General features: G+C 45.9%; 13 protein-coding genes. 11 read left to right on the top strand and 2 right to left on the bottom strand.

Annotation, left to right across the window (positions count from 1 at the left end):
* Nucleotides 1-47: 47 nt before the first annotated feature.
* The 3 genes from AKJ31_RS02965 to AKJ31_RS02955 all read left to right on the top strand — a co-directional run bounded on the left by AKJ31_RS02965 (nt 48) and on the right by AKJ31_RS02955 (nt 2525).
* Complete coding sequence (locus AKJ31_RS02965) at nt 48-872, top strand: sulfurtransferase (protein WP_053407585.1); 825 nt, start codon at nt 48-50, stop codon at nt 870-872.
* A gap of 169 nt (nt 873-1041) precedes the next feature.
* Nucleotides 1042-1869: an AraC family transcriptional regulator gene (locus tag AKJ31_RS02960; protein ID WP_053407584.1), complete on the top strand. Its 828-nt coding sequence runs from the start codon at nt 1042-1044 to the stop codon at nt 1867-1869.
* Between the two features lie 50 nt (nt 1870-1919).
* Entirely contained in the window at nt 1920-2525 is a 606-nt protein-coding gene (locus tag AKJ31_RS02955) for a LysE family translocator (protein WP_053407583.1), read from the top strand.
* 77 nt (nt 2526-2602) lie between these two features.
* Here AKJ31_RS02955 and AKJ31_RS02950 read toward each other — a convergent pair whose 3' ends face one another.
* Entirely contained in the window at nt 2603-3901 is a 1299-nt protein-coding gene (locus AKJ31_RS02950) for a glycoside hydrolase family 18 protein (RefSeq protein WP_053407582.1), read from the bottom strand.
* 253 nt (nt 3902-4154) lie between these two features.
* On the opposite strand from AKJ31_RS02950, the gene AKJ31_RS02945 reads away from it, so the two are divergent.
* A complete protein-coding gene (locus AKJ31_RS02945) occupies nt 4155-4802 on the top strand; it encodes an alanyl-tRNA editing protein (RefSeq protein WP_053407581.1) in 648 nt (215 codons plus the stop codon).
* Between the two features lie 61 nt (nt 4803-4863).
* On the opposite strand, the gene AKJ31_RS02940 is transcribed toward AKJ31_RS02945, so the two are convergent.
* Complete coding sequence (locus AKJ31_RS02940) at nt 4864-5874, bottom strand: sugar-binding transcriptional regulator (RefSeq protein WP_053407580.1); 1011 nt, start codon at nt 5872-5874, stop codon at nt 4864-4866.
* Nucleotides 5875-6339: 465 nt separating this feature from the next.
* On the opposite strand from AKJ31_RS02940, the gene tal reads away from it, so the two are divergent.
* The 7 genes from tal (at nt 6340) to AKJ31_RS02905 (ending at nt 14334) form a co-directional block, all read left to right on the top strand.
* The gene (tal, locus tag AKJ31_RS02935; RefSeq protein ID WP_053407579.1) at nt 6340-7290 is read left to right on the top strand and encodes a transaldolase; all 951 of its coding nucleotides are present in this window, start codon (nt 6340-6342) and stop codon (nt 7288-7290) included.
* Nucleotides 7291-7370: 80 nt separating this feature from the next.
* The gene (tkt, locus tag AKJ31_RS02930; protein WP_053407578.1) at nt 7371-9377 is read left to right on the top strand and encodes a transketolase; all 2007 of its coding nucleotides are present in this window, start codon (nt 7371-7373) and stop codon (nt 9375-9377) included.
* A 453-nt stretch (nt 9378-9830) separates the two neighbouring features.
* Nucleotides 9831-10274, top strand: coding sequence for a PTS sugar transporter subunit IIA (locus tag AKJ31_RS02925; RefSeq protein ID WP_053407577.1), 444 nt, complete (start codon nt 9831-9833; stop codon nt 10272-10274).
* Nucleotides 10275-10290: 16 nt separating this feature from the next.
* Nucleotides 10291-11691 carry a PTS mannitol transporter subunit IIBC gene (locus tag AKJ31_RS02920; RefSeq protein WP_053407576.1) on the top strand — a complete coding sequence of 467 codons (1401 nt, stop codon included), beginning with the start codon at nt 10291-10293 and terminating at the stop codon, nt 11689-11691.
* A 49-nt stretch (nt 11692-11740) separates the two neighbouring features.
* A complete protein-coding gene (locus AKJ31_RS02915; protein WP_053407575.1) occupies nt 11741-13012 on the top strand; it encodes a zinc-binding dehydrogenase in 1272 nt (423 codons plus the stop codon).
* A 58-nt stretch (nt 13013-13070) separates the two neighbouring features.
* Nucleotides 13071-13589: an MltR family transcriptional regulator gene (locus AKJ31_RS02910; protein ID WP_053407984.1), complete on the top strand. Its 519-nt coding sequence runs from the start codon at nt 13071-13073 to the stop codon at nt 13587-13589.
* A gap of 10 nt (nt 13590-13599) precedes the next feature.
* Nucleotides 13600-14334, top strand: coding sequence for a nucleoside/nucleotide kinase family protein (locus tag AKJ31_RS02905; protein WP_053407574.1), 735 nt, complete (start codon nt 13600-13602; stop codon nt 14332-14334).

Genomic DNA, 14334 nt, shown 5'->3' with positions numbered 1-14334 from the left:
ACTGTTGTAGCTTAAAAATAACTATTCAATCATCGTCAGGCTAATTTATGAATCCACTCATTTCACCGCAGCAGCTGTTACAACTTGAGCAGTCCGAATCGGTTGTGATCCTCGATGCAAGTATCGACTTTCAAATACCGTCAGAAAGCGAGAAGGACAAAGAGAACATCATCCCCAACGCTAGACGTTTTGATTACGACAAAGTTTTCTGCGACCCAGACTCCCCACTTCCTCATATGATGCCATCCGAGCAGCGCTTTAATACGCTTGCACAGCAACTCGGCATCAACCAAGATTCGACCATTGTTGTTTATGACAATAGCGGCACGTTTGCCTCGCCAAGAGCTTGGTGGATGTTTAAAGCCATGGGACATAACAAGGTTTATATTTTAAATGGCGGTCTGACTGAATGGAAAAAAGCGGGATTTCCAGTCGTTCAAAAGTACCTTGAATCCCTTGAGAAAGGTGACTTCGACGGAAAACTTAATCCAGATTTCTTCGTGGACGCCGCGTATGTACTAGGCAAGATTGACGCCCCAAGCAGCTTAACGCTTGATGCTCGCTCACAACAACGCTTTGATGCTCAAGTCCCCGAGCCAAGACCTGGTATTCGTAGCGGTCATATCCCTAATTCTGCATGCTTGCCTTTTGCTTATGTCATGGACGGACACAAGATGAAATCACAGCAAGAGTTACAACCTCAACTTGAAGAGCTGCTAGCAGGTAAAGAGCAATATCTATTCAGTTGTGGTTCTGGCGTGACAGCATGCATTATCCTGCTAGCGGCTTATATCTGCGGTTACCAGAACTTGTCTGTGTATGACGGCTCTTGGACTGAATGGGGCGCGAGAGAAGAACTGCCGATCGCTTAATTTATACGGCCTGCGTATTTGGTTCTGAGCTCGAGAGACACGTTTGAGTTCAGAACGCAGGGAACGCATAAAAGTTAGCTGTTGATAAAAGCAATTTTATTCAAGTTTTCTCAGCCGTACGACTTTATAGTGATGTAAGTTCAACGCTAACACCGAAAAGGAATTCATTTTGGAAAATGGTAATCGCTTTCAATTTACGCCCAGCAAACAGCAAGACAACGTGTCGTTGCTAAGCGCGACGATGAGCGATTTTACCTACCCAAAACATGCCCATGAAGAATACTCGATAGGCTTAACGTTACAAGGTCGACAAGACTTTTTTTGTCGTGGCTCTTTCCACAAAAGCTCGCCTGGATGTGTGATGTTGTTTAACCCTGAAGACGTCCATGATGGCCATTCTGGAGTAGAGCAAGACCTTGAGTACGTGATGCTTTATATCCACCCGGATGAAATCTATCCCCTATTCCAGTCTCTCGGCTATAAGCAGTCATCCACACTACGCCTGCAAAATACTTTGTTTGACGATGCAATGCTCAGACACCATGTGGCGAATATGTCACAACTATTAAAAACGACCTCTTACACCCAGATTGAGTACGAATCGAGTCTGTATATGCTGGCGCAATCATTGGTTAATCAACATGGGAGTTTGGATTTAGCTGAGCGCCGCAGCAGAACAGACACACTATTATTCAGAGCCAAAGAGTATATTTTTGCCAACCTACATAATGACATTTCAATCGAAGATATCGCCAATGCAGCAGCGATGTCGAAATTTCATTTCATTCGTCTGTTTCGCGCGCAGTTTGGCATAACGCCCTATCAATATGTACTGAACTGTCGCATAAACCATGCGCGCAAAGCCTTACAACTCGGTAGCAACGCCACGCTCGCGGCCTTAGATTCAGGGTTTGCGGATATTAGCCACTTGAACCGTAACTTTAAGAAGATGTTTGGTATGACCCCGAAGCAATTCCAGCTTCAATGGTCACGCTAAACGACACCTCCTTCAATTCTGCATTCAAATAAACTCAAGTAGGCTTAGCTATGTCTGAAATTTTTGCCTATGCCATTGGCATAATGTACACCCCTGGTCCAATCAATTTACTCGGTCTTCACAGCGGGCTAAACAAACGTACCTATAACCACCTTGGATTCTTTATTGGTGTTGGATGCGCAATGTTGATTTTATTTGTCTTTCTGGGATATCTAGGGCGACAAGTCATTAATCCTCATATTTTGCCTTTTATCAGTTTCGCTGGTTGTAGCTACATTCTTTACGTCGCTTATAAGGTCGTTAAATCGAACGTAAACATCCAAGAGGCGGCTTATGACGATAATCAGTTGAGCTTTCGTGACGGGCTGTTTATGCAGCTCCTTAACCCTAAAGCACTAGTCGCAACTTTGCCCATTTCGACCATTCAGTTTCCTAGTGCTGGCATCACAGGCGAAGCCATTTTACTTTGGTCATTTGTTTTAGCGGTACTGGCGTTTGGTGCGCCAACGAGTTATTCCATCGTTGGTTCATTGTTGGGTAAGAAAATTGAAAATCCGAAGTATTTGAGGGTGTTTAACTATTTAATGGCGGCGTTGCTGATTTATGTTTCACTCGCGATCGGTTACGAACATGTGCTGCTGCCACTGATTAAATAACAACTGCATACCATTACAACGCCACTATTGAGCTGAAAACAAAAGGTCACTTGGATTAAAAAGTGACCTTTTTATTGTTACTGCTTGTTCATTTCCTGATGCATGACGTCAACTAACTCACCGCTCGGATCACCTGATAATTCCCAAGTAAAGATACCGCCGAGGTTAGCTTGCTTCACCCAATCCGCTTTGGCTTTGATCGAACGTTGGTCTTCGAATGAGATAAACACTTTTTTGTTCGGGTGCCACAAATATGGCGCTTGAGCTTGTTCATCGTACTTATACTGATAACCCTGCTTCGCGCTGTAGTTTTGCATCAAATCCCAGAACATAAAGTAACCATTCTCACCTGTTCCAAACTGTGCACCTTGATCAGAAACCAGCGTTTGTGTCGGTAACCCACCATCAAAGTCTTTCGTACCTTGCCAGCCGCGCCCATAAAACGCAGCGCCAAGTACAATCTTTTCACTGGGTACGCCCAATTCAATCATCTGGTTAATAAACACATCTGCGCCCATTCCCCACCAACTTCTTTCGGTCGCATGTAAATTGGTCGTGTGTCCGGTCTGCTGCCCCCAGCCACCCAAAAAGTCATAGGTCATCGCGAACATATTGGTCAAGTATGGCTGAGCAGCCTGCCAATCGATTTGAGCCGCTTTCGCGCCAACGCCTACCGCCGTCGACAGTTCGTACTCTCTGCCAGTAGTTTGCTCCAATTCGTCAAGCTCCCCACGCAATGTTTTCACTAAATACGTAAATGCTTCACGCTCACTGGCTTTCTGCTCATCACTTAGCTTGGTTTCAGGGTTCCAAGGTGATGTAGTCAAACCGCCACCTCCGGGGTATTCCCAATCCAAATCGATACCATCAAAAAAGTCATATTGCTGAATTAAATCAACAGCGGATGTAGCAAATTGTTCAATCGACTTGTTATCTTTCGCCATAGCATGGAACGGCTCAGACATCGTCCAACCACCAAACGAAGGCAGAATCTTCAGCTTTGGGTTCTCTTTCTTCAGTTGTGCCAACTGCGCGAAGTGACCTTGATAAGGGACATCAACGTTCACCTTACCAAAGTCCTTCTTTAGCGCAGCTTGGGTATCTACCACAATCGCAGTGTAAGGCGCTTTGCCTTCACATTGCTCGGCGACTAACTGCTGAATCTCGGCAGATGCACCAGTATGCGGACCACACATGCTTAAGAACGCGTAAATAACGTGAGTGAGTTGTTCTGCAGGTATGTCTTCCACCACATAAGGGTTATCAGCATTTTTGTATTGCCAATCGGCGAAGTAACCAGCAACGACCTTTTGCTCTGCGGATACTGTGCCACTTAACGTAGCCAATAACGCCGTAACGAGAAGTTTCTTGTTCATAAATCCCTCCTAATAATCGAATTAAAATTACCCTTGAGGAAACTGAACCGCTGAAAATTCACATCACGCTGCGAGAGACTATGAAGTAATACCAAGCATATTACATTGGTTGCATTTAATTTGCTGACTACGCTTTTCTGAGTCGGAACTTAAAAGCTAAAGCAAACGCTGAATATAGCTGCCGCGTTTACTATGGATATTTTGATAGTTTTGTTATCTTGGTAGCCAAACAGAGAAAAGCATAGGTTAAACAATGACGGAAAAGGAATTCTGGAATGACCCATACCTCACCGAACTGACATCGCAGGTAACGCGTATTGAAGGCAATGACGTTGAGCTTTCCCATACTATTATCTATGCCGAGTCAGGCGGGCAAGAAAGTGATGCGGCAACCATCGCTGGGATTCCAGTTGTTGTTGCTATTAAAGACGAAAAGCGCATCATCTACACGCTACAATCGCCGCCCAACTTTGCTGTCGGTGATAATGTCGTTAGCCAGATCGATTGGAACAGGCGCTACGCCCTAATGAAGTTACACTTTGCCGCAGAAGTGGTGCTTGAACTGTTTACGCAGCGCTACCCAGAAATCGCCAAAATTGGCGCGCATATCTCGCAAGATAAAAGCCGCATCGACTTTGAGTGGCATGAAAACATTAATCCATTATTAATTGGTTTCACACAGCAAGCACAGGCGATCATCGACGCAGATTTACCGATAATAAGCGCGTTCGCCGATCAAGAGCAGCAGCGACGCTACTGGAGAGTAGAAGGGTTTGCTCAAGTGCCTTGCGGCGGCACTCACCTAAAGCGCACTTCGGAAGTGGGTAAAATAGCGCTAAAGCGTAAGAACATTGGTAAAGGCAAAGAACGAGTTGAAATCACCTTGTTGGTATCGGAGTAGTCATTCCGTACTCAGGGGCTCTTTGAACTCCCGAGTACGGAAAAGTTTTAACGCCGAATACTCAATCTCGTTTTGTTAGATTTGCTTGAGCGTCGTGCATTTGCTCATCAAGGTTTAAAACCGTCAGTGCGTTACTCACGCTGGTCGCAATGACATCGATCGCCCCAGTTCTCAGAGCACCTAGCAAAGCCAGTGGCTTACTGTTTTCCGCCGCGATAGCAATCACCTCTGATACGGAACGAAACTCATCAATGCCTAGGCCGATAATTCGGTCGCTCATCACCGTCTTAGCTGACTCACCATTGATGTCAAAGAAGTCGTATCCCGCAAAGTCGCCAACCACGCCTTGCATCATACGTGATTGAACCACTTCTTCTGCTGTAAACCAGCCTAAGTCGACCATGTAGCTGTTTTCACTCATATCGCCGATACCAACTAACGCCACGTCTGCTTTTCGCGCAAGGTCTAAAGTCTGTTTGACGGTCGCATTTTGCATAAAAGCGATCTTTTGTTCGCGGTTTTCTGCATACGCTGGCGCATACAAGGTTTCAGAGCTTCCGCCGTAGCTTTTAGCGAACTGACGGCAAATATGGTCAGCATTGTACATCCCCCCGCGTGGGTGAATGCCGCCAATCCCACACACAAACTTCACATCCTTCTGTGGGATGACACCAACGTGGTGCGCCACTGCTGACACATTCCGTCCCTGGCCTACCGTCACCACCGTACCGTTTTGCAGCGTGCTCGCCATGTATTTCGACACTAACCCTGCAACTTGCAGTCGCTGCTGCTCTTCGCTCGGTTGGTCTAACGCAACAAGTGCGCGCTTTACTCCAAAGCGCTCAATAAGGCGCTGTTCTATCTTGGCACTGAATACTGGATGGTATTTCACAGTGATCTCGACAATGCCTTCGTCTCTTGCTTGTTTTAGCATGCGCCCCACTTTTGCTCGTGAAACCGCAAACTTCTTTGAAATCTCTTCTTGTGTCGCGCCGTCTTGGTAATAAGCGACCGATATTTCAGTTAGTAGATCGGTGCTCTCGTCAGACACATCATTAGTGGATTTACTCATGGTCAACCTAACTTATGTTGTTCGCGCCCCTAAAAACTGGGCATATACTCAACGCTGTTACAAGCGCTCATGTGCGTAGCATATGTCACTAGGGTGGAAAACATCAACATTTGCTCATCACAAAAACAAATTCTCACGCGTAAATTTAGCACTTTGTGTCGCTCCGCAAGCTATACGCTATCTAGGCAAACGTTTATTTATGCAAACCTAGGTCGACAATAAAAAAAATAGTTGATGAATGTCACTTTACCCCTAGATCAACAATTGACTTTCGGCTCAGATAAGATAATTATGAACCCATCATTTACTCAGCGTTCGAGCAAATGTTCACAACAAATGCTCAAACGGTGAAAAGTTAAAAGCTGGCTGATAGAACAAACTTGTACTTCTATTGTCTGGCACGCTTGCAAATGCACTCTTCATGCTTACAGCAAAGTATGAGCCCCATGAAATAGGATGATCGTAATGAGCAACAAATTAGAGCAACTTCGTAAACTAACGACTGTAGTAGCTGACACTGGTGAAATCGACGCAATTAAAAAGTACCAACCAGAAGACGCAACCACTAACCCATCTCTGATTCTGAAAGCTGCTCAAATCGCTGAGTACGCACCTCTAATCGACGCTTCAATCGCTTACGCAAAAGAGCAAAGCAACGACAAAGCTCAACAAGTTCAAGACACTTGTGACATGCTTGCTGTAAACATTGGTAAAGAAATCCTAAAAACTATCCCTGGCCGTATCTCTACAGAAGTTGACGCACGTCTTTCTTACGATATGGAAGGCAGCGTAGCGAAAGCTCGTCAGCTAGTTAAGATGTACAACGATGCAGGCATTTCTAACGACCGCATCCTAATCAAACTGGCTTCTACTTGGGAAGGTATCCGCGCAGCAGAAATCCTAGAGAAAGAAGGTATCAACTGTAACCTGACTCTTCTATTCTCATTCGCTCAGGCGCGCGCATGTGCTGAAGCTGGCGTATTCTTAATCTCTCCATTCGTTGGTCGTATCATGGACTGGTACAAAGCGAAAGAAGGTCGCGACTTCGAAGCTCAAGAAGATCCAGGCGTATTGTCAGTAACTAAGATCTACAACTACTACAAAGAATACGGCTACAAAACAGTCGTTATGGGTGCAAGCTTCCGTAACATCGGTGAAATCCTTGAGCTAGCTGGTTGTGACCGTCTAACTATCGCACCTGCTCTACTTGCAGAACTTGAAGCGGCTGAAGGTGAAGTCGTTGAGAAGCTAGTTGACTCTAACGGTGCAAAAGAGCGCCCTGCTCCAATGACTCACGCTGAGTTCCTATGGGATCACAACCAAGACCCAATGGCGGTAGAGAAGCTTGCTGAAGGTATCCGCAACTTCGCGATTGACCAAGGCAAACTTGAAGACATGATCGCAGCTAAGCTGTAAGACACAGAATCAAAAAGGGGAACGTTTGCGTTCCCCTCTTAATATCCCTTTCCTAGAATTAAACATATTCGGTAATTATTATGGATCGCTCCTCTTTATCAAACAAACAGCTAGCAAATGCAATCCGTGCGCTAAGCATGGACGGTGTTCAACAAGCTAACTCTGGTCACCCTGGTGCGCCTATGGGTATGGCTGATATCGCTGAAGTTCTTTGGCGCTCTCACCTAAACCACAACCCATCGAACCCAGAATGGGCTGACCGCGACCGTTTTGTACTATCAAACGGCCACGGCTCTATGCTGATTTACTCTCTACTGCACCTTGCAGGTTACGAGCTATCAATCGACGATCTAAAGAACTTCCGTCAGCTGCATTCTAAAACTCCGGGTCACCCTGAGTACGGTTACGCACCTGGTATCGAGACAACAACAGGTCCACTAGGCCAAGGTATCACTAACGCAGTAGGTATGGCGTTGGCTGAAAAAGCGCTAGCATCTCAGTTCAACAAAGAAGGCCACGACATCGTTGACCACTTCACTTACGTGTTTATGGGTGACGGCTGTCTGATGGAAGGCATCTCGCACGAGGCATGTTCTCTGGCTGGCACGCTAGGTCTAGGCAAACTGATCGCGTTCTGGGATGACAACGGCATCTCAATCGATGGCGAAGTAGAAGGCTGGTTCTCTGACGATACACCTAAACGTTTTGAAGCGTACGGCTGGCATGTAATTCCAGCGGTAGACGGCCACGACTCTGCAGCAATCAACGCAGCAATCGAAGCGGCTAAAGCAGACCCACGCCCTACTCTAATCTGTACTAAAACGATTATCGGTTTTGGTTCTCCTAACAAGTCTGGTTCTCACGACTGTCACGGTGCGCCACTAGGTGCAGAAGAAATCGCAGCAACACGTAAAGAACTAGGTTGGGAGCACGGTCCTTTTGAAATTCCGCAAGAAGTTTACGCAGAATGGTCTGCGAAAGAAGCAGGCGCAGCTAAGGAAGCAGCGTGGAACGAGAAATTTGCAGCTTATGAAGCAGCATATCCAGAGCTTGCAGCAGAATTCAAACGCCGCGTAAACGGTGAGCTACCAGCACAGTGGGAAGAGAAAGCAAGCCAAATCATTTCTGACCTTCAAGCAAACCCAGCGAACATCGCATCACGTAAAGCATCACAAAATGCGCTAGAAGCGTTCGGTGCGTTACTACCTGAGTTCATGGGCGGCTCTGCTGACCTTGCGCCTTCTAACCTAACCATGTGGTCTGGCTCTAAATCACTTGAAGCGAACGACTTCTCTGGCAACTACGTGCATTACGGCGTACGTGAGTTCGGTATGACGGCAATCATGAACGGCATCGCGCTACATGGTGGTTTCGTTCCTTACGGCGCAACATTCCTAATGTTTATGGAATACGCACGTAACGCAATGCGCATGGCATCTCTGATGAAGATTCAGAACATCCAAGTGTACACGCACGACTCTATCGGTCTTGGCGAAGATGGTCCGACTCACCAACCAGTTGAGCAAATGGCGTCTCTACGTCTAACGCCAAACATGAGCACATGGCGTCCATGTGACCAGGTTGAATCAGCAGTGGCTTGGAAACTGGCAATTGAGCGTAAAGATGCGCCAACAGCGCTTATCTTCTCGCGTCAGAACCTAGCACAACAAGAGCGTACAGCTGAGCAAGTTGCGGACATCGCGAAAGGCGGTTACATCCTGAAAGATTGCGCAGGCAAGCCAGAACTTATCCTTATCGCAACAGGCTCTGAAGTTGAGCTCGCAGTAGAAGCAGCAGCACAGCTAACAGCAGAAGGTAAGCAAGTACGCGTTGTTTCAATGCCATCGACTGATGCATTCGACAAGCAAGACGCAGCTTACCGTGAAGCAGTACTGCCATCAGACGTAACAGCGCGTATCGCTATCGAAGCGGGCATCGCGGACTTCTGGTACAAGTACGTAGGCTTTGGCGGCAAGATCATCGGTATGACAACCTTCGGTGAATCTGCACCAGCGGGTGAACTGTTCAAGATGTTTGGTTTCACGACTGAAAACGTAGTAAACACAGCAAAAGAACTACTCGCTTAATCAACGATTAGCTACAAACAACAAAGCCCCGCTCACATAGCGGGGCTTTTTTATGTCCAAACGAAGAGTGTAAATTAGTTTCAAAATATATTCACAAAACTAACAGTGTGATTTTGATCGTTCAATATCGCATAAAAATCCGCTCTAACGCTCTTTCCCAGCTTGAGCGAAATCACGTTATAAATTCAGTCAAGAACACAAAAGAGATCCAGATCATTTAAATGAAAGTTTGATTTTTTATTGAGTTTATTAATGGGATCAAATTATGGGTCTTGATTTGTAATTCAAACAAAATACGTTGTTTTATTTCTATATTGAAATGTGATTGACGTTCGAATTAAAGAATTGACAGCGCGTATTGCGAGACTTTAATCACAAAACCTTCTCAGTTTTCAACCCCGCTCGGCTTACTGATAATAAGCCTATCAACAACAAATCTAGCGGGAAACCACTATGCTGTATGACCTTATCGACCATGACCTCATTGATGTAATTGATAGTAAAGAATATCAATGGGCTGAGGCGGTGAAAGTAACGACTGCTTACCTTGAAACAAAAGGCTACGTAACATCAGATTACGCATCCGCAATCATCCAGTCTACCATTGATAATGGTCCATATTACGTTCTTTGTCCTGGAATAGCTATGCCCCACGCTCGCCCTGAAGCTGGAGTATTAAAAACAGGACTTGGCATTCATGTTTTCCCGACCGCAGTGGATTTTGGCTCTGATATGGGGCCGGCGAATGTGTTGCTAACGCTAGCTGCCACAGACTCTGATACCCATATAGAAGTCATTCAAGCGCTGAGCGAAATGCTTGTCGATGAAGCGAACATCACCAAGCTTGCTGCCGCATCTTCGAAAGAAGATGTCCTCAACATCATAAAATCATACTAAAAAGAAGGAACATAACGTGACTACAAACGTAAGAGCAAAAGTGCAAGCCTTCGGTGGTCATTTGACCGCGATGGTTCTGCCGAACATAGGCGCCTTTATCGCATGGGGCTTTATTACCGCGTTATTTATCCCAACAGGCTGGATGCCTAACGCTTACTTCGGTGAACTCGTTGGACCAATGATCACCTACCTACTGCCATTATTGATTGGTTATACCGGTGGTCAAATTGTCGGTGACAAGCGCGGTGCGGTAGCAGGCGCGATTGGTACAATGGGTGTTATCGCTGGCGCGGAGATACCAATGTTTGTCGGTGCGATGATCATGGGCCCACTTAGTGGCTGGGTTATCGTGCAAATCGACAAAAAGATCGAACATAAGATTCCTTCCGGTTTTGAAATGGTGGTCAATAACTTCTCGCTAGGCATTTTCGGCATGATCATGTGCTTATTTGCTTACGCGATCGTTGGCCCTGCAGTAACAGCGGCAAACCTTTTCGTTAAATCAGGTATCGAAGCGCTTGTAGCAACAGGTTTCCTCCCTTTACTCGCCATTATTAATGAACCTGCAAAAGTGCTGTTCCTGAACAATGCTATCGACCAAGGTATTTACTACCCATTAGGTCTACAGGCTGCGGCAGAAACGGGTAAATCCATCTTCTTTATGGTTGCGTCTAACCCGGGTCCTGGTCTAGGTATGTTGCTTGCGTACGCAAAGTTTGGACAAGGTTTAAGTAAACGTTCTGCACCGAGTGCGATCATTATTCACTTCTTTGGTGGTATCCATGAGCTGTACTTCCCGTACGTTCTAATGAAACCAATCATGATTGTGGCAATGATTGCCGGCGCAGCAACGGGGATTGCAACGTTTAATCTCCTTGATGCTGGTCTGGTAGCGGGCCCTAGTCCTGGCTCAATCTTCTCTTACCTAGCATTGACGCCAAAAGGCAGCTTTATCGCCACCATCGCAGGTGTGACAACTGCAACTATCGTTTCTTTCTTAGTGGCCAGCGCAATCTTGAAAGTCAGCAAAACGGAAGAATCAGAAAATGAATTTGAACGTTCAGTAACGGATATGAAAGAGATGAAGGCTGAGGGTGCGGTAAAAGCGACAACCACTCAAGCCTCTCCAGAAGCTACAAAGATCAAGTTCGTCGCCTTCGCTTGTGATGCTGGTATGGGCTCTAGCGCAATGGGCGCGTCAACGTTCAAGAAAAAACTCGTAGATGCTGGATTCGATGTCGAAGTGAAAAACTACGCGATTGAGAAAGTGCCGTCACACGCTGATGTTGTTGTCACTCACGAGAGCTTGGAAAGCCGAGCAGTCAACGCGACAGGATTACCCGTGATTACGATTAAAAACTTCCTGCACGATCCAGCTCTAGATGAGCTAATCACAACGATTCGTCAACAAGCTTAATTTAACTTTTTGGGGCCTTATCTCGGCCCCTTATCTCCGGGAGAAAATCATGGTTCAAACGACTGCAGCCGTTATTTGTGGTGAGAAAGATGTCCAACTACGCACTTTCGAATTGCCAACAATCGGCGATGACGAGCTATTGGTAAAAAACATTTCCAACAGTATCTGTTTATCGACTTATAAAGCCGCACTACTTGGTAGCAAGCACAAGCGTGTACCAGACGATATCGACCAAGTACCAGTGATGACAGGCCACGAATACGCAGGCATCATTGTCGAAGTTGGCGCTAACCTAAAAGATAAGTATCAACCTGGTCAACCGTTTGTGCTTCAACCAGCGATGGGCCTACCTTCAGGTTACTCTGCTGGCTACAGTTACGAAACATTTGGTGGCAATGCGACCTACTCTATCATTCCAAAAGTCGCCATCGATCTAGGTTGCGTATTGCCATACAACGGCAGCTACTTTGCCAACGCATCTTTGGCTGAGCCTATGTCTTGTATCATCGGTGCTTACCACGCGAGCTACCACACGACGCCATACGTTTACGAGCACCAAATGGGCATCAAACCGAACGGTTCTCTAGCGTTATTGGCTTGTGCCGGACCAATGGGCATTGGCGCAATTGATTACGCAATTAACGGACCGGTGAAACCTCGCCTATTGGTGGTGACCGATATCGATGAAAACCGCTTAAGCCGCGCTCAATCGTTAATTCCTGTTGAAAAAGCGGCGGAAAATGGCGTTGAACTTCACTACATCAATACGGCTAACGTCGATAACCCAGTCGAGTACCTGAAAGAACTCAACGGCGGTAAAGGTTATGATGACGTAATGGTCTACGCGGCAGTACATCAAGTCCTTGAACAAGCGGACGAGCTACTCGGCAATGATGGCTGTCTCAACTTCTTCGCCGGACCGACTGACAAGCAATTCAAAGTGCCGTTTAACTTCTATAACGTCCATTACGAATCAACGCATATTGTTGGCACTTCAGGTGGTTCAACAGGTGATATGGTCGAGTCAATCGAGCTTTCGGAGCAAAACAAGATTAATCCGTCATTTATGATCACGCACGTTGGTGGGCTTGAATCTGCGCCTCATACGATTCTCAACCAGCTTGATATTCCTGGCGGCAAAAAGCTGATTTACCCGCATATCAATTTACCGTTAACGGCGATAGACAACTTCTTATCACTTGCGGATGTTGACCCGTTTTTTGAAGATCTCGACGCGATATTGAAGGCGAATAACTACGTTTGGAACGCTCACGCAGAAAAAGCGTTACTCGAGTTTTACGATGTCAGCCTCTCTGTTTAGCGCTGACCTACTGTGTGGTAGCCTAGAGCTGCCACATTCTAAAAAGGTTAATCAACATTTGTCCCGAGAAGAAGAGCTGTTTGATGCAATAGACCATTGTGAGACTGCAACCTGCTTTCTCCAAGTATCGAACAAGATTATCAACTTAAAGCTGAAAGAACTATTGCCACAAGTCTTCGTTCAAGACGAATTTGTTATGCAATACGCCGTTGCACCGTTAATCAAAGAAGATGGTCCGTTGGTGACTACCGATGTCGTCTCGAAGCTTATCTTCGCAATGGGTAAAATTTCGCTCGAAACGTACGCAGATATTGGCCTTTACGACCAAATGCTCGACTATGCGCTCAATCAGCCAGCTAAGCTGAGTTATGACGACGACATGGTGTACGAGTTTATAACTAATCAAGCGACGTTGACCAAAGGCGAAGACAGTTTTTATCTCGATTCGATTAACCAGCTTAAGTTTTCTTCGTTCGAGTCATTCTCACAAATGCGCTACGAATCGCTGATCAAAACAGTATTGAAGCTCTCTTGTGAAATGCTTATCGAACGGGTCACCAAAGAGATTTTAGAATAAGGCTTACACTATGAAAGTCACATTAGATGTCAGTGGCTTCGAAACTCAAGCAAAGTTTCCTGACAGCGACGTCTCACTGATACACAAACCCTTGGTCGAGAAATTCTCACGCTTGTTTGAGCAAAAACAAGAACGAATTGTTGTGTTTCTATGTGCCCCACCCGGCAGCGGAAAATCCACCCTTGCGGCGTTCTGGGAATATTTATCTTACCAAAGCGAAAACCTTGAACCACTGCAAGTATTGCCGTTTGACGGGTTCCATTACCCAAATGAAATCCTCAACCATAACTTTATCGAACGAAACGGCGAGAAGATTTGTTTAAGAGAAATCAAAGGCTCCTTTGAAACCTTTAACCTGAGTGAGCTTATCCGCAAGCTAAAACTACTCAAAACCAGCGATCCACTTTGGCCATACTACGACCGAAATTTGCACGATCCTGTCGAAGATGCGATCCGAGTTAAAGACAATATTGTTGTCGTTGAAGGTAACTGGTTGCTACTCAATGAGCCAGTTTGGAATGGATTACACGAGTTGGCTGACTTTACCATTTTTGTCGATACCGACCCTAAGTATCTCGAAGAAAGACTGGTAAACCGCAAGATTCGTGGTGGTAGCTCGCCCGAAGAAGCGCAGGCGTTTTACGACAATTCAGATTCGCTCAATGTGGATAAAGTGCTCAACCACTCAGTTCCTGCGGACCTTACTTTGTTTATGAACCAAGATGGTTCTTTCGAAATCAGATAG

This window comes from Vibrio hepatarius (assembly GCF_001274785.1).
Taxonomy (GTDB): Bacteria; Pseudomonadota; Gammaproteobacteria; order Enterobacterales; family Vibrionaceae; genus Vibrio; species Vibrio hepatarius.
Note: the sequence above shows the minus strand (reverse complement) of the source record. Positions and strands in the feature narration are given on the sequence as shown.